The sequence below is a fragment of the Streptomyces sp. NPDC031111 genome (assembly GCF_055570675.1).
The window spans coordinates 171997-189852 of record NZ_JBVIGS010000006.1 but is presented as its reverse complement, the minus strand read 5'-3'; the positions used below and the strand labels follow the sequence as shown (position 1 = coordinate 189852).

Annotated in this window: 13 protein-coding genes and 1 pseudogene; 2 read left to right on the top strand and 12 right to left on the bottom strand. The window is 71.0% G+C overall.

Annotated elements, in window-relative coordinates; all coding sequences use genetic code 11:
- Nucleotides 1–73: 73 nt before the first annotated feature.
- Both ACZ470_RS15300 and ACZ470_RS15295 read right to left on the bottom strand, forming a co-directional pair.
- Nucleotides 74–1336, bottom strand: coding sequence for a serine/threonine-protein kinase (locus ACZ470_RS15300; protein WP_468427370.1), 1263 nt, complete (start codon nt 1334–1336; stop codon nt 74–76).
- 104 nt (nt 1337–1440) lie between these two features.
- The gene (locus ACZ470_RS15295) at nt 1441–2382 is read right to left on the bottom strand and encodes a serine/threonine-protein kinase (protein ID WP_468427369.1); all 942 of its coding nucleotides are present in this window, start codon (nt 2380–2382) and stop codon (nt 1441–1443) included.
- Between the two features lie 152 nt (nt 2383–2534).
- Here ACZ470_RS15295 and ACZ470_RS15290 point away from each other — a divergent pair, with 152 nt between their 5' ends.
- Nucleotides 2535–4532 (top strand): N-6 DNA methylase, encoded by a 1998-nt coding sequence (locus ACZ470_RS15290; RefSeq protein WP_468427368.1) that lies wholly within the window; start codon nt 2535–2537, stop codon nt 4530–4532.
- Nucleotides 4533–4534: 2 nt separating this feature from the next.
- Here the strand turns inward: ACZ470_RS15290 and ACZ470_RS15285 are convergent, their stop codons facing one another.
- The 6 genes from ACZ470_RS15285 to ACZ470_RS15260 all read right to left on the bottom strand — a co-directional run bounded on the left by ACZ470_RS15285 (nt 4535) and on the right by ACZ470_RS15260 (nt 10396).
- A complete protein-coding gene (locus tag ACZ470_RS15285; protein ID WP_468427367.1) occupies nt 4535–5833 on the bottom strand; it encodes a TIGR02679 family protein in 1299 nt (432 codons plus the stop codon).
- A complete protein-coding gene (locus tag ACZ470_RS15280; RefSeq protein WP_468427616.1) occupies nt 5830–6684 on the bottom strand; it encodes an SbcC/MukB-like Walker B domain-containing protein in 855 nt (284 codons plus the stop codon). Before ACZ470_RS15280 ends, ACZ470_RS15285 begins: the two co-directional genes overlap by 4 nt.
- Before the next feature lie 199 nt (nt 6685–6883).
- The gene (locus ACZ470_RS15275) at nt 6884–7735 is read right to left on the bottom strand and encodes a hypothetical protein (protein WP_468427366.1); all 852 of its coding nucleotides are present in this window, start codon (nt 7733–7735) and stop codon (nt 6884–6886) included.
- A 42-nt stretch (nt 7736–7777) separates the two neighbouring features.
- Entirely contained in the window at nt 7778–8182 is a 405-nt protein-coding gene (locus ACZ470_RS15270) for a hypothetical protein (protein ID WP_468427365.1), read from the bottom strand.
- A 29-nt stretch (nt 8183–8211) separates the two neighbouring features.
- Nucleotides 8212–8454 carry a DUF2397 family protein gene (locus ACZ470_RS15265; protein WP_468427364.1) on the bottom strand — a complete coding sequence of 81 codons (243 nt, stop codon included), beginning with the start codon at nt 8452–8454 and terminating at the stop codon, nt 8212–8214.
- Nucleotides 8455–8680: 226 nt separating this feature from the next.
- Nucleotides 8681–10396 (bottom strand): carbohydrate-binding module family 20 domain-containing protein, encoded by a 1716-nt coding sequence (locus ACZ470_RS15260; protein WP_468427363.1) that lies wholly within the window; start codon nt 10394–10396, stop codon nt 8681–8683.
- Between the two features lie 298 nt (nt 10397–10694).
- Between ACZ470_RS15260 and ACZ470_RS15255 the strand changes: the two are divergent.
- Nucleotides 10695–13684 (top strand): annotated as a pseudogene (locus ACZ470_RS15255) (carbohydrate binding domain-containing protein).
- Between the two features lie 70 nt (nt 13685–13754).
- On the opposite strand, the gene ACZ470_RS15250 reads toward ACZ470_RS15255, so the two are convergent.
- Genes ACZ470_RS15250 through ACZ470_RS15235 form a run of 4 tightly spaced genes read right to left on the bottom strand, consistent with a single transcriptional unit; the run spans nt 13755 to nt 17839 of the window.
- Nucleotides 13755–14795: an ABC transporter substrate-binding protein gene (locus ACZ470_RS15250; RefSeq protein ID WP_468427362.1), complete on the bottom strand. Its 1041-nt coding sequence runs from the start codon at nt 14793–14795 to the stop codon at nt 13755–13757.
- A 40-nt stretch (nt 14796–14835) separates the two neighbouring features.
- Nucleotides 14836–15708 (bottom strand): ABC transporter ATP-binding protein, encoded by an 873-nt coding sequence (locus tag ACZ470_RS15245; RefSeq protein WP_468427361.1) that lies wholly within the window; start codon nt 15706–15708, stop codon nt 14836–14838.
- A complete protein-coding gene (locus ACZ470_RS15240) occupies nt 15705–16802 on the bottom strand; it encodes a FecCD family ABC transporter permease (protein ID WP_468427360.1) in 1098 nt (365 codons plus the stop codon). Before ACZ470_RS15240 ends, ACZ470_RS15245 begins: the two co-directional genes overlap by 4 nt.
- Before the next feature lie 32 nt (nt 16803–16834).
- Nucleotides 16835–17839: a FecCD family ABC transporter permease gene (locus ACZ470_RS15235; protein ID WP_468427359.1), complete on the bottom strand. Its 1005-nt coding sequence runs from the start codon at nt 17837–17839 to the stop codon at nt 16835–16837.
- Nucleotides 17840–17856: the final 17 nt, after the last annotated feature.

Sequence of the window (17856 nt, the reverse complement as noted above, 5' to 3'; positions counted from 1 at the left end):
GGCGGCGCGGTCGCAGCCTAACACGCAGCATTGACTGTGAACATAGATTACGAAAAGGCGGGTGCTCGGCCGGTCACGCGATGCGCCCGAGCCGGTCCAGCAGGGTTCGGGCGCGCCCCTGCCGGGGCTCGGGGGCGAGGAGGATCCGGTCCTCGTCGTCCGCCAGCCGCTTCAGTAGTTCCCGTGCCGCGTGGCGCTCGCCCGTGCGGGCCAGCAGTACGGCGATCTCATACCGGGTGTCCAGCACTCCGGGGTCGTCCGGGCCGAGGAGGCTGCGCTGCTCGGCGAGGACCGACTTCAGTTCGTCCAGTGCCTCACGGGTGCGGCCGAGGCCGCCCACGCACAGGGCGTGCCCGACGCGGGCGGCGAGGACGTCGGCCCGGCCAAGACCGGGAGCGGCCAGGAGGTCGCCGTACTCCTCCAGGGCGCGGGCGGGCCGGCCCGCCCGGCGGACGCGGTCGATCTCGGCCAGCCGGGGGTGCGGGATCACCGGCTTCGCGGGGCTCACCGGGGTGGACGCCCAGGCGGCCGCCCGTGCGGCCACCTCGGTCGCGGAGGCGGGGCGGTCCTCGGGCTTCTTCTCCAGCAGCGCCTCCACCAGTTCCCGCAGTCCGGCCGGGACGCCGGGGCGGCGCTCGTCGAGCGGCGGTACGGGGTCGTGCGCGTGCCGGTGGTAGAGGAGGAACTGGCTGCCGGTGGCGAAGGGCGGGGCGCCGGTGAGCAGCTCGTAGAGGACGCAGCCCAGGGAGTAGAGGTCGCTGGCGGGCACCGTCTCCCCCACGGCCTGCTCGGGGGCCATGTACATCACCGTGCCGGGCGTGCCGTTCGCCGCGGTGAAGCGGGTCTCGCCGGGCTGCGGGTCGAGGGCGGCGGCGACGCCGAAGTCGAGGACCTTCAGCTCGCCGTCGGGGGTGAGCATCAGGTTCGACGGTTTGAGGTCGCGGTGCACGACGCTCTCGGCGTGGGCGTGGGCGAGCACCTCGGCCGTGCGCCGGGTGACGTCCGCGGCGCGCTCGACGGACAGCGGGCCGTCGCTCTCGAGGACGGCGTCGAGGGCCCGGCCGGGGACGAGGTCCATGACCAGGTAGAGCCGGCCCTCGTGGCTGCCGTGGTCGTGGACGGCGGGGATGCCCGGGTGGCGCAGCCGGGCGGTGAGGCGCGCCTCGCGGAGGAAGCGGCGCTCCAGGGAGGTGAAGTCCGAGGCGCCCTGGCGGGGCTGGAGGAGTTTCACGGCGACCTCACCGCCGCGCCGCGGGTCGTACGCCGCCCACACGACCCCCATGCCGCCCCGGCCCAGCTCCCGGGTGAGCTCGTACCGTCCCAGGCTTCGCCGCATCGCGCTCGTCCCCAGTCCCAGTCCCGGCGCCCGTGGCGCCCTTCACTCCCCTGCGTCCGGGAGCGAGCCCGCGCACCCGGTCGACGGGGTCATCTTCGCACCGTTCACACGGGGCTCGGTCCCTGCGGGACCAGGAAGGGGCGGCGGGGGTCCTCCGGTGCGGCGGGCCGGACGGCCAGCCGGGGGCTGGGGGCCGGCAGATAGGGGGCGAGGGCCGCGTACACCTCGGTCGCGGAGGACGGGCGGTCGTCCGGTCGCTTGGCGAGCAGGGCGGTGACCAGTTCCCCCAAGCCGCGCGGGACATCGACACCCGCGTCCTCGATCGCGGGCGGCGGTGAGGTCAGGTGGTGGGTCGCCAGCAGGGCCGGCTGGTCCGTGGCGAAGAGGGTCTCGCCGGTGAGCATGTGGTGCAGCAGGCAGCCCACGGCGTAGAGGTCGCTGCGTCCGTCGAGCCGGTCCTGCCCGGAGAGCAGTTCGGGCGAGGCGCACGCGATGTTGCCGATGCTCTCGCCGGTCATGGTCAGGCGCGGGTCCGTGTCGGTCAGGACCTTCACCAGCCCGAAGTCCAGGATCTTCACCACGCCGTCCCCTCGGACCATGACGTTCTGGGTCTTGAGGTCACGGTGGACGAGGCCGGCCGCGTGGGCGGCCGACAGGCCTGCGCACAGCTGGGCCGCGACGGCGGCGGCCGTGGGCACGTCGAACCGGCCGTCGTCCTGCTGGTCGAAGAGGAATTCGAGGGTGGTGCCCTCGATCAGTTCCATGACCAGGCAGCAGGTGCCGTCCGTGATCGACGCGTCGAAGACGGTGGTCGTGTTGGGGTGGTGGAGGCGTGCCGCGGCCTTGGCCTCGCGCTGGAAGCGCCGCAACGCCTCTTCCCGGCTCCGGGGGACGGCGAGCAGGTCCGCTGCGACCGTCTTGACGGCCACGGGTCGGTCCAGACGCAGGTCACGGCCCTGCCAGACATGGCCCATCGAACCGCGGCCGAGGACCGATGTGAGCCGGTAACGGTCCAGGAGCACCGTTCCCGGCGTGAATTCCTGCATTTCTCCCGTCCTCCACACTTCCCGCACAGCGACGCGGACATTCTCACTGTGAACAAAGTCAATGAGCGTAGTAGCCTCTCATGTAAAGCCACCCAGAGACCCTTCCACCGCCGGCCCGCACACGAGCGCCCCCAGCACCTCGGAGACTGCCGATGAGTACATCCGACTCCGTACCCGTCAGCCTCGCCGAGATCGCCCGGATCGCGGGCGTGGGGCGTGCCGCGGTGAGCAACTGGCGGCGGCGCCACGACTCCTTCCCCACCCGCATCGGCGGCACGGACGTCAGCCCCCAGTTCTCCCTGGCCGAGGTCGAGCAGTGGCTGAGGGACAACGGCAAACTCGACTCCATCGGGGGGCGCGAACTTCTGTGGCCCCGGTTCGAGGCGCTGGGCAGCAGGGACGAGTCGGGCCTGGCCATCGCCGAGGCGGCCCGCCGCATGCGCTCCCCCCGGGCACGCAGCTCGCGCACGGAACTCACGGCGGAGGCCGAGAAGTTGGCGGCCGAGGCGGCGAAGCTGGGGCGGGACGAGGGGGCGCGCGAGACGTTCGAGTTCCTGCTGCAAAGGTGGCTCGAGACGCATGTGCGTCAGCTCAGTACGACGCCTCCGCCGCTCGCCGCGCTGATGGCGCGGATCGCGCTCGGCGTCCGTGTCGGCGGGAGCGGCGAGGAAGCCGGCGAGAAGCTCACCGTTCTCGATCCGGCATGCGGAACGGGGCACTTGGCGGCTGCGGCCGTTCAGGAGGGCGCGGGCTCGGGTCTGTCGGTGCTGGCGTGCGAGCGGGATCCCGCCCTCGCCGCGCTGGCGTCCGCACGGCTGGCGTTCGTCACGGACGACCACGATGTCCGTACGGAGATCGTCACGGCGGACGCTCTGCGCGAGGATCCGTTCACCGGAGCGCGGGTGGACATCGCACTCTGCAACCCGCCGTTCAACGAACGTGACTGGGGCTACACGGAACTCGCCACCGATCAACGCTGGACACACGGTCTCCCGCCGCGGACCGAGCCGGAACTGGCCTGGGTGCAGCACCTGTTCGCCCACCTCAAGCCGGGCGGGGCGGCCGTCGTCGTCCTGCCTCCGGCGGTCGCCTCGCGCAAGGCGGGCCGACGTATCCGGGGCTCCTTGTTGCGGACCGGCGCGCTCCGCGCCGTGGTGGCCCTCCCGCCGGGCAGTGCCCAGCCGCACAGCGTCTCGCTCCAACTGTGGATCCTCAGAGCGGCACCGGACGGCTCGGCCGCGGTGCCGCCCGGACACGACGTACTCCTCGTCGACGCCACACGGTTCGCCAGAACCGGCACACGTGAATCCGGTCCCCACTGGGAGCCACTGCGGGCCTTCGCCCTCTCCGCGCTGGAGGTACTCGACCGCCCGGACGCCGATCTGCCGGACGGGGCCGTCCGCGTTCCCCTCATCGAACTCCTGGACGACGAGGTGGACGTCACCCCTGGACGCTACGCGTCGACGACCGCCGAACCGTCCGGCCTCGAACTCGCGGCGGCCTGGCGGGAAGCGGGGACGGCGCTGACCGACCTGGCCCGGCGAGCCGAACGGCTGTCGGAACTGAGTTTCTCGACCCACACGCCGCAGACCACGACCAGCGTGGGCGACCTCGTCAAAGCCGGTGCTCTGTCTCTCCGTTCCGGGCAACAGCCCTTGGACGGCACGACGGCACCCGGCAGAGACTCCGTGCCTCTCCTCACTGTTGCCGACCTTCTGACGGACGGTACTCCCAGCGGGCTCGTCCCCGCCGGATCTGCGCCCGTGATCGTCGAGGAGGGCGACGTCGTGGTTGCCGGTGTCGTACGCGCTTACCGGGCATGGGTGCACGAAGGGCCCCCGACGGCCCTGGGACCGCAGCTGTACGCCCTGCGGGTGGACTCGGCCAAACTGAACGCGCATTTCCTCGCCGGCTGTCTGCGCGCGCCCTCCAACGGACGTCAGGCGGGTACCCACGCCTCCAGCTCGTCACGCGTCGACATCCGACGCCTGCAGGTGCTCCAACTCCCCCTGCCGGGACAGGAAGCCTACGCCGAGGTCTTCCGGGACCTCCGGGACTTCGAGGCAAAACTCGGTACCGCCGAAAGCCTGGGCAGGAGTCTGGTGAGCGACGTCGCCGACCTTCTCGCCGCGGGCGGGCTCGCCGTCTGACCTCAGTCGAGGTCCTCCAGCAGCAGATCCAGCGCCGCCTCCTCGTGCAGGGCGACACCCAGCGCCTCCATGGCGGGCGCCAGTTCCGGGTCCCACGCGGCCTCCACCGGTGGGCCGGTGAGGGGGAGGTGCGGGGTGTCGTGGAGTTGGGTGCGGGTTGCCAGGTGCTCGTAGTCGGGGGCGCGCATGCGCCACGGTGCGGCCGCGTAACGCCGGGTGACGCGGTTGGCGAGGGTGATGCCGGGCCAGTCGAAGTCGCCGTGGTAGGCGAAGGTGCAGCCGGACGCCGCCAGGGTGTCGAGGAGGGTGAGGACGACCGTCGTCGCGCTGCCCGAGGTGCAGACCAGGGGCGCGGTGCGGGCGGTGTCGGCGGCGGCCTCGACCACGCGGGGGTTCTCGCAGACGTGGACCCGGGTGCCGGGCGGCAGCCGCAGGGGCAGGGTGCGTAGTCCGCGCAGGGTCAGGTGGGTTTCCCCGTGGTGGTCGGCGCGGTCGCGCAGGGCCGTCTCCTGCCAGGTGGTGCCGGTGGGGCGCAGGCCGTAGGTGAGGACCGTGCTGGAGACCTCGTCCGGGGTGACCGAGGCCGTGCGCCACAGGGCCCGGCGGGCGGGGGCGTCGGTGGGGAAGTCGGTGTCGTGCGCCAGGGCTATGCCGCGCAGGACCAGTCGGGACAGCAGGGTGCCGTCGTCCAGGCCGTGGGCGGAGCCGGTGGTGCGGGTGGCCAGTTCGCCGCGGCCCCAGGGGGCGGGGGCGGGGTGCGCGTTGCCGTCCGGGAAGAGGGTGGCCAGGGTGCGGATGGACTGGGTGACGACCGTGGTCGCGGTGTGCGGGTCCTGGCGGGTGAGGGTGCCGCCGCGGCGCAGGTCCTCCAGCCAGCACTCCGTCCAGGGATGGGACGACAGGGAGGTGGACTCCAGCTCCGTCCGGGCCGTCGACCAGACGCGGGCCCGTTCGGCCGTCGCCGCGTCGCGGAGCGCCCTGCGGCCCGTCAGGGGCGGGCCCAGTTCCTCCAGGGTCGCGGCCAGGCCCCGGCCGGCCGCGCTGGCGCGCAGGCGGGCGTCCAGGTCGGGGAGGACGATCGTGGCGGTGGGGCCGGTGACGGGTCTGGCCAGGAGGAGGGAGAGGGCCTCGCGTTCCGGTGCGTCCAGGTGCTGGAGTCTCATGGTTCCGGTGGGCTGGAGGCCGTTGCGTTCGAGGCGGGTGCGGGCCGCCGTCCAGAGGCGGGTGAGGCCCGGACGGGTGAGGAAGGCGAGGGTCTCGGCGTCCAGAGAGCCCTCGTGTGGGGGATCGGATGCCCTCATACCGGCATCAGTCTCCGCTGCCGTCCGTTCCACGTGTAGTGGAGCGTCGCCACGCCCCGTACGTGCGGGTCGCGCAGGCACTCGTAGATGTGCAGGGACGGCACGTCGGGCCAGTTGCCGATCAGGCGTTCGCTGGTGAGGACGAAGTCGAGGTCCAGGTCGACCAGGATGCGGCCGAGGCGGGCGTGCGTGGGCTCGTCGACCTTCGCGAACGCGTCGTCGAGGAGGATGAAGCGGGGGGTGTGCGGGGCGGCGTCGGCGAGGCCCGTGAAGTGCGCCGCCGCCGCGGCGAAGAGGACCAGTAGGACAGGACCCGCTGTTCGCCCTGGCTCAGGCCGGTGCGGCCGGAGAGTTTGCGGCGGCTGCCCGGTGCCGCGTCGTCCACCACCCAAGGGGTGAAGGTGAACCAGTCCCGGTAGTCCAGGGCGGTGCGCAGGTGCGCCGCGTACCCGGCGGCCGGATCGGCGCGGCGGGCGTCCTCGATACGGCGCTGGAGGACTTCGCGCAGCTGCTCGGACTGCTCGCGGGTGCGCAGGCCCGAGGGGCTGCGCAGGAGGTCGACGGCCGCCTTGACGTCCGCCTCCACGCCGTCGGCCAGCTTCCAGTCGAGGGTGACGCCCAGGCCGTGTGACGTGCGGACCGTGGCGAGGGTGGTGTTGAGGGCGGAGACCAGGGCTCCCGCGGCCAGGACCTGTGCGGACAGGTGGTCGCCCAGATCTCCGGTCAGGAAGCGCTGGAAGACCTCGCGTTCGCGCTCCGTCAGACGGTCGCGTGCCTCGGCGGCCTCGGCCGCGATGCGTTCGCCGACCTCGGCGATGTCCCGCGGGCCCTGGTCGTCGACGAGCCGGCACAACTTGATGCCGTCGTTCTCCTCAACGGTCGCGTCATAGCCGCCGGAGAGCTGGTCGCGCAGTTCGGTGTGGCGGGTGAGGAGGGTGGTGTCGGAGATGTGGTGGCGTTCGGCGTCCAGGCCGCGGCGCACGGCGTCGGTCAGCAGGCCCAGTGCCGTGATGCGCCCCCGCACGCCCTGGTGGACGGGGTCCGGGGACTTCAGGACCGCCCCCCGTCCGCGTCGGTGTCGAGGCCCGCTCCCTTCAGTACGCCCGGCAGCGCGAGGGCCGCGCGCAGTCTCCTGCCGCGGGCCAGCACCTCGGTCTCCTGCGCGGCGAGTGCCTCGTGCCACTTCCGCTCGTCCTCCTCGGCCCGTATGCACAGGTCGTGTACGTCGCTCCGGTCCCTCCGCGCGGGAGGCAGTTGGCGTCCCACCGCGTCCAGGTGACGCTTCGCGTCGGCCTCCCGGGCGAGGATCTCCTGCTCCGTCGCGCCGAGGGCGCGGTCAGCCGTGCGGTGGGGCGGGGGTGCGGGTTCGGGGTCGGTGCGGCGCTCCCATTGCTCGCGCCGGTGCCGTAGATCGCTGCGTTCCGTCTTCCGTGCGCGGACGGTCAGGGCAAGGGTGTCGCGTTCCTCGGCCAGGTCCGCCAGCCAAGGGTCGACGGCGGACCTGGCGGTGTCGGCCACTTCGTCGGGGGCGTGGGCGGGCAGCGGGCCGTCGGCCGGGTCGTGGGCGAGGAGGGCGAGTACGTCGTCCAGGGGCAGCCCGGTGAGTTCGCGCAGGCGCCTGGTCCACGTTCCGGCCGCGTCCGCGTACGTCTCCGACTCGCGCACGGTTTCCTGCCGGCGCTGTCCGGTCCGGGTGCGCGCGTGCTCCACCTGATCTTCCAGGCGCTCCCGGCTGGCGTCGGCCTCGTCCGCCTCTCGGTGGGCCACGTCCGACCGTTCGATGAGTGCGTCCAGTTCGGTGACGAAGCGGACGCGGTTCCTGATCAGCGGCTGCGCGGTGTCGAGCCGGGTGTCCCAGACGTGCAGCGCGGCCGTGCAGAGTTCGGTGTCGACCGCCAGCACTTCGCTGTGCCGGACCAGGTGGAAGTCGCCTCCCTGGGGCTGTCAGTTCTGCCGTGGTGGCGGGTGCGACCGGTGCGACGGGGTCGCCATGGGCTCGCCCAGGTGTGCGGGGTCCACTCCGGACCGCTCGGCCTCTCGTACCGACTCGGCGTGTACGGTGCTCAGTTCCACCAGCTCTTCGCCGAGGCGCCCGGCCTCGCCGGTGAGGCGCCTGCCCGCCTCCTCCTCGCCCAGGTGCGCCTGGCGGACGGCCTTGAAGGCGTCGGCCGCGCTGTGCAGGGCGGTGACGGTGTCGCGTTTCTCTCCGAGCTCCCGCAGGCTGCGGTATCCGGCACTGGCGTGCAGCTCGGCCAGGTCCGTCCCGGCCGCGGCCGACTCGGCTTCGAGGGTCTCGATGCGGGCGTCGAGTTCCCGCTCGCGCTCGCGGAGTTCCGCCGCCTTGCGCACCGCGTCGGCGGCGGACCCGCGGTACTCCGTCAGCCGCGCTCCCCCAGCTTGGAGAGCTGGTAGCGGGAGCGGGAGCGCTGGTACTCGGAGATGCTCGTCGCCCTGACGGTGTGGGTGCTGCGCAGCAGTTTGCCCCAGCGCACGAGCTCCTCGAGCCTGCGAGTGAGCGTCTCCGCGTCCAGTCCCGCCCTCGGGCCGCCGTGCTCGGCCAGCCTGGTGAGCAGGTCGTGCACGGACAGGTCCGCCAGCAGCGTGCCGCAGAACACGCGCATCACCGCGACGATTCCAGGCGCTCGGGCGCACTGAGGTCCGCGTACGCGCTCAGCCGCTGTCAGGCCTCCGCGTCCGTATCCTGGGCCTCCGGTGCGTTTCTTTCTGTCCCCTCCACACAGTCGAGACTACGGACCGCCACTGACTGCGCACAGTGGGGTCAGGGATTACGGGTCGCCCCCTCGGAAGGAGGGGGGCGGCCGGACAGCGAGCGGGGAGACGGGAACGTCAGTTGCGCCAGGTGTCGTTGAGGGTGGTCTTCGTGGAGGTGGCGGTCGCGGTGCGGTTGGGGCCGGTTTCCCAGGTCACGTTCCCCGATTCGTCCTTGCGGAGGTACTTGTACTCGAAGGTCGTGCCTTCGGGGAGTTCCACGTCCAGTTCCCACACGGGGTAGGCGGCCGGGTCGAGCTTCAGGGCGCCGGCCGGATTCCAGTTGCCGAGTTCCGGCCGGTTGCCGGTCACGTAGATGTTCTGGCCCCAGGTGGTGGTGGCGTTGACGGCGAAGGACACGCCGGAGGTCACCGGGTCGGGGTCCGTACCGCCGTCGCAGTTCCGGGCGTTGACGTGCAGGGCCAGGGCCGTCCCGGCGCCGAGGGTGGCGGTGAACCGGCCGGATCCGTCGACGGTGACGCCCTTGCCGGACTGGACGTCGCAGTAGTCACCGGCGGGCAGCGAGGTCTGGAAGGTACGGGTCAGCGAGGAGCCCTCGTGGTTGATGGCGACGTACGCCTTGGAGCCGCGTCCGAAGGCGATCCGGTCGCCGCCGTTGTCCCACCAGTCGGTCACCGACTGGCCGCGTGCGGTGTTGCGGAAGCCGACCATGGAGGAGATCTCGCGCCAGGCGTGCTGGCACTTCCAGCCGTCGCTGTAACAGGCGTTCACCTGGCCGCCGTTGGGCGGGCCGGCGTCACGGTCGGTGAACTCGTAGCCGGAGTGGACGTCGGCGTTGCCGTAGGGCCAGGCCAGCATGAAGACGTGGGCCAGGGTGTAGGCGGCGCCGTCCTTGTAGCTCAGGGTGTCTCCCTGGCGTTCGGTGTCGTGGTTGGTGACGAAGACGTTGGACTTGTCCGAGGGCATGTAGCCCCAGCTCTCACCGAAGCTCTTCAGGTACGCGAGGTTCTCGCCGGTGAAGATCCGCTTGAGGTCCCGTGCGTGGCGGAACTCCTGGACGTCACCGCTGCCGAGGTACTCGGAGGGGGACACCGCCTCCCCGGCGCCGTGGATGGCCTCGTGCTTCCAGTACACGTTCGGGTCACTGAGCCGGGACTTGATGGCGGCCAGGTCGCCGGCGGCCATGTGCTTGGCCGCGTCGATCCGGAAGCCGTCGACACCCAGGGACAGCAGGTCGTCGAGGTAGCCGGCGATCTTCCCGCGGACGTAGTCCTCACCGGTGTCCAGGTCCGCGAGTCCGACCAGCTCGCACTCCTGGACGTTGAAGCGGTCGCCGTAGTTGTTGATCTGCGAGGTGCAGTTGTCGAAGTCCGGCGTCGAGTAGATGCCCGGGTAGTTGTACTTGGTGTACGACGAACCGCCGGTCCCGGTGCCGTTGCCCGCCGACATGTGGTTGACGACCGCGTCGGCGATGACCTTCACGCCCGCCGCGTGACACGTGTCCACCATGCTCTTGAACTGCGCGCGGTCACCGAGACGACCGGCGATCCGGTAGCTCACCGGCTGGTAGGAGGTCCACCACTGCCCGCCCTGGATGTGCTCCTGCGGCGGGGAGACCTGGACGAAGCCGTAGCCGGCCGGGCCGAGGGTGTCGGTGCACGCCTTGGCCACCGAGTCGAACTTCCACTCGAACATCACCGCGGTGACGTCCTTCTCGCCGGGTGGCGAAGCCTGCGCCGGTGCCCCGGTGGCGACGAGGCCACCGGCCACGCCGGCGATGAGTGCGAGCGCTGCGGCGGTGCCTCTTCGCGCTCTGGTGATACGCCCGTGCATGGAGTCTCCCATGTGAGGATGCGGGTGCAACCGATTGCAGAAAGATGACTGCAAGATGTTGCGGTCGTGACCGTAAGAGCACGGTCGTACACCGGTCAACCCTTCGGACAGGTCCCGACTCCTCATTGACGCGACCTCAATCGCGCTGTACCGAGCGGCACTTCACGGATTGGTCGATCGAGAAAGTTGAAGCGCGACCCCTTTACGCCACCGCCCCGCGCGGGTAACTTCCGGCTGCCGAAAGAGCTTTCTGCAATTTTCCGTACGCCCTTGCACCCGCCTTCTCTGGAGAGACGCAATGCGACGCATCCGAACGCGCCCGCTCGGACGGCCGTTGGCCGCCGCGGTGGCCGCCGGCGCGATCCTGGGGCTGGTGTCCGCACCACAGGCCGCCCCCTCGCCCGGGGCCACCACCGCCACCGCCACGGCCGAGAACACGACGACCGTCTTCTACTACACGAAGACGAAGAACTGGGACCGGTACAACCTGCACTACGCGCCCGACGGCGGCTCCTGGACCGCGGTTCCCGGCGTGGCGATGGAAGCCGCCTGCACCGACTGGGTGAAGAAGACCGTCACCTTGGGCACCGCGCAGGGCCTGCAAGCCACCTTCAACAACGGCTCGGGCACCTGGGACAACAACTCGGGACGGAACTACGCCCTGGGCACGGGCGACATCACGGTCAAGGACGGCGTGATCGCCCACTCCGACCCCTGCGCCGGCGGGGACCCGGACCCGACACCGGGCGACGGCAACAAGGCCACCGTCTACTACTCCACCCGGTCCCTCGGCTGGACCACCGTCAACATCCACTACCAGCCGACGGGCGGTTCGTGGACCACCGTGCCGGGGGTCGGCATGCAGGCCGCGTGCGCGGGCTGGTGGAAGAAGGACCTCGACCTCGGCACGGCCACCTCGATGAAGGCCGCCTTCAACAACGGCAACGGCGTGTGGGACAACAACAGGGGCGCCGACTACGCCCTGCCGACCGGCATCACCACCGTCGAGGACAACACCGTCACCGAGAACGCCGACGACCCGTGCGCCGACGAGGCGCCCGACACGCGGGCGCCGACCGTTCCGACGGAGGTCACCGCCCGGGCCGACGGTGTGTCCGTCGTCCTGACCTGGGAGCCGTCCACCGACGACACGGGCGTCACCACGTACCAGGTCACCCGCACCGGCGGTACCCGGGGCGACCTCGTAACCGACGTCGGCTCGACCGTCTTCTCCGACGCCAACCTGGAGGAGAGGACCACCTACCGCTACACCGTCAGGGCGGTGGACGCCGCCGGCAACCTCTCCGCGGCCTCGACCGCGGCGACGGCGACCACCGGTACGGAGCCGCCGACCCCCGCGGCCGGCAAGCCCCTCGGCACCGATCCCCGCAAGGACCCCATCTACTTCGTCCTCACCGCCCGCTTCAACGACGGCGACGGTTCCAACAACCGTGGCGGCAGCCAGCACGAGAAGTCCGGCAACGCGGCGAACGACGACCCGATGTTCCGGGGCGACTTCAAGGGCCTGATCAACAAGCTCGACTACATCAAGGGCCTCGGCTTCTCCGCCGTGTGGGTCACCCCGGTGGTCCTCAACCGCTCCGACTACGACTACCACGGCTACCACGGCTGGGACTTCTACAAGGTCGACCCGCGCCTGGAGTCCGCCGGCGCCTCCTACCAGGACCTCATCAACGCGGCCCACGCCAAGGGCATGAAGATCTACCAGGACGTCGTCTACAACCACTCCTCCCGCTGGGGCGCCAAGGGGCTGTTCACACCGACCGTCCATGGTGTGCGCGACTCCCAGTGGAGCTGGTACTACGACGAGAAGCAGCCCGGCTTCGAGTACGACGGCCTGACCGTCGAGACGAAGAGCGGCAAGTCGTACTACAACGGCGACCTGTGGTCCACGGCGGAGCCGACCGGCAACACCTGCGTCAACTGGGGCGTACCCACGGGCGCCAAGAGCCCCGAGGGCTACACCATCTACAACTGCCAGTGGCCCAGCCCGACGTCAGGCATGTTCCCCAAGGCGCTGTACCACAACTGCTGGATCGGCAACTGGGAGGGCGAGGACTCCCGTTCCTGCTGGCTGCACGAGGACCTCGCCGACTTCAACACCGAGAACGCTCAGGTCCAGAACCATCTGATCGGCGCCTACAACAAGTACATCGACATGGGCGTGGACGGCTTCCGCGTCGACACCGCGGTCCACATTCCCCGCACCACCTGGAACCGCCGTTTCCTGCCCGCCATCCAGGAACGGGTCGCCGAGCGGCACGGCGCCGAGGCGGCCCGGAACTTCTTCATCTTCGGTGAGGTCGCGGCCTTCGTCAACGACAAGTGGAACCGGGGCTCGGTCAACCACTCGGCCCAGTTCTACACATGGAAGGAGCGCAAGGAGTACAGCGCCGACGACGAGAAGGCGGCCCTGGAGATGTACGACTAGGGCAGCAGTTGGGGACGGGGAACCAGCCCACGTCCACCAACGCCTTCCTCGACGGCAACACCTACCACGCCCCCGACCACAGCCGCTTCTCCGGCATGAACGTCATCGACATGCGCATGCACATGAACTTCGGTGACGCGAGCAACGCCTTCCACAACGGCAAGGACTCCGACGACAGTTACAACGACGCCACGTACAACGTCGTCTACGTCGACAGCCACGACTACGGCCCCAACAAGAGCAGCGAACGCTACACCGGCGGCACCGACGCCTGGGCCGAGAACATGTCCCTGATGTGGACCTTCCGCGGCATCCCGACCCTCTACTACGGCTCGGAGACAGAGTTCCAGAAGGGCAAGAAGATCGACTGCGGCCCGAGTTGCCCACTGGCGACCACCGGCCGGGCGTACTACGGCGACCGTCTCGCCGGCGAGGTGAAGTCCTCCGACTTCTCCAAGGTCGACTCGGCCACCGGCGCCGTCGCCACGACGCTGGAGCAACCGCTGGTCAAGCACGTACAGCGCCTGAACCAGATCCGCCGGGCCGTCCCCGCGCTCCAGATGGGCCAGTACTCCACGAACGGCATCACCGGCGACATGGCCTTCAAACGCCGCTACACATCGGCCGGCACGGACAGCTTCGCCCTGGTGACGGTCTCGGGCGGCGCCACGTTCACCGGCGTACCCAACGGCACGTACCGGGACGCGGTCACGGGCGACACCCGAACGGTCACCGACGGCAGGCTCACGGTGGCCGCGCCCGGAAAGGGCAACCTGCGGGTGTACGTGCTGAACGGCAGCGGGAAGATCGGGACCGACGGCCCCTATCTGAAGTAAAGGCATCCCGGGCGGGACCGGATCCGACCGGCCCGCCCGGGATGCCGGGCACTCCATGGCCCGGAAGGGGTCACTTGGTGAGGTAGCGGTCCAGGTCCGCGAGGACCTCGTCGGCGGCGGTCACGCCGAGGCCGAGGTACCAGGTCTCGTCCGGCACGTCGTGGGCGTGGCCGGTCTTCACCGCGTTCAGGTTCTTCCACAGCGGGTTGCCCTGGGCCTTGGACTTGTCGGTGGCCTTCGGGTCGCCGTAGACGCCGGTGAAGATGTAGTCGGCGTCGGCCTGGTCGATGTTCTCGGCGCTGACCTCGGCGGCGAGGTCCTCGATGTCCTGGTTCTTCGGGCGCGGGATGCCCGCGTCCTTGAGGATCGTGCCGATGAACGAGGCGTTGGCGTAGAGGCGGATGACGCCGTCCGGCAGGTAGCGCACCATCGAGACGGTGGGCTTGTCCGTGCCGAGCTTCTTCTCCAGCGCCTCCACCTTCTCGTCGTACTCGGCGAGTTCGGCCTTGGCCTCGGCTGTCTTGTCCAGGGCCGCGGCGTTGAGGAGGTAGTTCTCCTTCCACGTGAAGCCCGGGCGGATGGAGAAGACCGTCGGCGCGATCTGCGACAGCTCGTCGTACTTGTCGGCGGCACGCAGCTGGCTGCCGAGGATCAGATCGGGCTTGAGCGCGGCGATGGCCTCGAGGTTGAGGTTGTTGATGGTGCCGACGTTCTTCGGGCTGCCGGCGTCCTTCTTCAGATAGGACGGCAGTTCGGGAGAGCCCTCGGTGGGAGCGAGGCCGACCGGCTTGATGCCGAGCGACACGACGTTGTCGAGCTCACCGACGTCGAGGACGACCACGCGCTTGGGCTCGGCCTTCAACTCGGTCTCGCCCATGGCGTGCTTGACGGTGCGGGGCCACTCGCCGGGCTTGGCGTCCGTGCCCATCGCGGCCGTCTCCTTCGCCGCGTCCGAGAAGTCCTCGCCGCCCTGCGCGACCGCCTTCTTGTCCTTCCCCCCTGCGCCCGGGGCGTCACTCCCGCCCTCGTCGGCGGACCCGCCGCACGCGGTCAGGGAGAGCGCGGCGGCGAGGACGAGGGACATGGCGGCGGTGCGCGTTCTGGCAGACATCGATCACTCCGGACCTGGTAGTGCTTAGGCAAGCCTGACCTTATGCGATGTCTGTGCTCCGACTATGACCGGACCGTGTGGTTCCGGTCACTTCGGAGGCGTTCTCCGGCCGTTCGGCGCCCGTGGACCACGGTGGCCCCGGTACGACCAGCGGGTCACCGGTCACCGGGTCCGGCACCACCACCGAGGCGAGGCCGAAGACCCGTTCGACCAGTTCCGCGGTGACGACATCGGCGGGCGGGCCCTGCGCCACGATCCGTCCCGATCGCATGGCGATCAGGTGATCGGCGTAGCGGGCCGCCTGGTTGAGGTCGTGCAGCACCGCCACCACCGTGCGGCCCCGCTCCCGGTTGAGCTGTCGCACCAGGTCCAGAACCTCCACCTGGTGGGCGATGTCCAGATACGTCGTCGGCTCGTCCAGCAGCAGGACGTCGGTGTCCTGGGCGAGGGCCATGGCGATCCACACCCGCTGGCGCTGGCCGCCCGAGAGTTCGTCCACGGGACGGTCGGCGAGATCGGCGGTGCCGGTGCGCTCCATCGCTTCGGCGACGGCCGCCTCGTCGGCCTCCGACCACTGCTGCCACCACTTCTGGTGGGGCTGGCGCCCGCGCGAGACCAGGTCCGCGACCGTGATGCCCTCCGGTGGCACGGGAGTCTGCGGCAGCAGCCCGATCGCCCGCGCGATCCGCCGGGACGGGATGCGGGACAGTTCGGTACCGTCCAGCAGCACCGCGCCGTCGCGCGGCTTCAGCAGCCGGCCCAGGGCCCGCAACAGGGTGGACTTGCCGCAGGCGTTGGGCCCGACGATGACGGTCACCTTGCCGTCGGGGACCTCCAGGTCCAGGTTCTCGACGACCGTACGGTCCTCGTAGGCGAGGGTGAGCCCCTGGGCGGTGAGGCGGTTGCCGGTCACGCGGTTCCTCCGGAACGGCTGCTACGGGTGCTGACGATCAGCCACATCAGATAGGGGGCGCCCACCAGGGCGGTGAACACGCCGACCGGCAGCTCCAGCGGGGACAGGAGCCTGCGGGCCAGCAGATCGGCGACGACGACGATCAGCGCGCCCGTCAGCGCCGAGCACACCAGCGGGATGTGTGTCGTACGGGTGAGCCGCCGCGCGATCTGCGGGGCGAGCAGCGCCACGAAGTCCACCGGGCCGGCGGCGCCGGTGGCCACGGACGCCAGGACGACACCGAGGGCGCTCAGCCCGAGCCGGGTGTGGCCGAGCCGGGTGCCGAGGGCGGTCGCCGTGTCGTCGTCGAACGCCGCGCCGCGCTGCGCGCGGGCCGCCCACAGCAGGAACGGCACGAGCAGCACGAGCACGGTGGCGAGGGGCGCGGCCTGATCGTAGCCGCGGCCGTTGAGCGAACCGGTCAGCCACACCTTGGCCTGCTGGGCGACGAGGTAGTCGCCCTTCGTCACGAACAGCCGCGAGAGCGAGCCGAGGGCGACGGAGATGCCGATCCCGATGAGCACGAACCGGGAGGCGTGCAACCCGCCCCGCCAGGCCAGCACGTAGACCAGCAGGGCGGCGGCCAGCCCGCCGGCGACGGACACGTAGGGCAGGACGGTGTACGAGGTCACGCCGAACGTCATCGCCGCGACCGTCGCCGCGCCGGCGCCGTGGGTCACCCCGATGACGTCGGGGCTGGCGAGCGGATTGCGGGCCACCGTCTGGATGAGCGCGCCGGAGACTCCGAACGCGGCGCCGACCAGGAGGCCGGTCACCAGACGCGGCAGCCGGAGTGTGCCGACGACGAGTTCGTCCGGACTCGGGCGGCCCAGCAGGACGTTGACGACCTCCGAGGGCGGGACGAACGACTCCCCGACGCACAGGGAGGCGACCACCGCCGCCGACAGGAGCACCGCGAGCACGGCCGCCACCAGCGCGGCCCTGCGGTGCAGCAGGAGACTGCCGCTACCGGCCCGGAGCACGGCATGTCCGCGGGGGCGCGCGAACCGTGCGGGGCGCCGCCCGTCAGCAGCGGTCACGCGTGGTGGTTCCATTCCGGGTCCCGAGGACGTTTCGCGGAGGCCGGTCATGCCGCGACCACCGACTTCCTGCGCACCAGGGCGATGAGGAACGGCACTCCGGCCAGCGCCGTCATGACGGCCACGGGCACCTCCGCGGGCGGGACGACGACACGGCCGAGGACGTCCGCGAGGAGGAGCATCACCGGGCCGAGCAGTGCGGCCATCGGCAGCAGCCAACGGTGGGCCGGGCCGACGAGCGCACGGGCGATGTGCGGTACGGCGAGCCCCGTGAAGGCGATGGGCCCGGCCGCGGCGACCGCGACACCGGTCAGGACGGTGGCGCCCAGCGCGCCGGTCACCCGCAGCAGCGCGACATTGCGGCCCAGACCCCGGGCGACGTCCTCGCCGAGGGCGAGCGCGTCCAGGCCGCGGGCCATGGCCAGCACCAGCAGGAGTCCCGCGAGGAGGAAGGGCCATACCTGGCCGACGATCGTGGCGTCCCGGCCGCTGAGCGAACCGACGTCCCAGAACCGGAACTCGTCGAGGGCCCGCGCGTTGGTGGTGAGGATCCCCGAGACGACCGAGGCGAGGAACGCGTTCATGGCGGCGCCCGCCAGGGCCAGCTTCACCGGGGACGCGCCGCCGCGGCCGCTGCTGGCGACGGCGTAGATGGCGACCGCCGCGACCCCCGCCCCGGCGAACGCGTACCAGACGTATCCGGTGAGTGTGTGCACGCCGAGGAAGGCGATCGCGCAGACGACGCCCAGTGAGGCGCCCTGGCTGATGCCGAGGATGCCGGGTTCGGCGATCGGGTTGCGCGTGATGCCCTGAAGAACCGTTCCAGCAACGGCGAGCGCGGCGCCCACCATGACCCCGATGACGGTCCTCGGCACCCGCAGCGCGCGGACGACCTGGGCGTCGGCGCTCGTGCCGCCGTGCACCAGGGCGTCCCAGACGGTGCCCGGGGCGATCGACCGGCTGCCGACGGCGAGGCTCAGCAGCACGGCCGAGAACAACAGGAGAAGGGCGACGACCAACCAGCCGACGCGCCTGCGTATGACGCCTGACATGCACCCTTCCCCAGCAC

What these genes read in the sequence shown, in the direction of transcription:
- ACZ470_RS15240 (WP_468427360.1), bottom strand. Translation starts at nt 16,802, where the DNA reads ATGGAACCACCACGCGTGACCGCTGCTGACGGGCGGCGCCCCGCACGG.
- ACZ470_RS15235 (WP_468427359.1), bottom strand. Translation starts at nt 17,839, where the DNA reads ATGTCAGGCGTCATACGCAGGCGCGTCGGCTGGTTGGTCGTCGCCCTT.
- ACZ470_RS15300 (WP_468427370.1), bottom strand. Translation starts at nt 1,336, where the DNA reads ATGCGGCGAAGCCTGGGACGGTACGAGCTCACCCGGGAGCTGGGCCGG.
- ACZ470_RS15260 (WP_468427363.1), bottom strand. Translation starts at nt 10,396, where the DNA reads ATGCACGGGCGTATCACCAGAGCGCGAAGAGGCACCGCCGCAGCGCTC.
- ACZ470_RS15265 (WP_468427364.1), bottom strand. Translation starts at nt 8,454, where the DNA reads ATGCGCGTGTTCTGCGGCACGCTGCTGGCGGACCTGTCCGTGCACGAC.
- ACZ470_RS15250 (WP_468427362.1), bottom strand. Translation starts at nt 14,795, where the DNA reads ATGTCTGCCAGAACGCGCACCGCCGCCATGTCCCTCGTCCTCGCCGCC.
- ACZ470_RS15295 (WP_468427369.1), bottom strand. Translation starts at nt 2,382, where the DNA reads ATGCAGGAATTCACGCCGGGAACGGTGCTCCTGGACCGTTACCGGCTC.
- ACZ470_RS15290 (WP_468427368.1), top strand. Translation starts at nt 2,535, where the DNA reads ATGAGTACATCCGACTCCGTACCCGTCAGCCTCGCCGAGATCGCCCGG.
- ACZ470_RS15285 (WP_468427367.1), bottom strand. Translation starts at nt 5,833, where the DNA reads ATGAGGGCATCCGATCCCCCACACGAGGGCTCTCTGGACGCCGAGACC.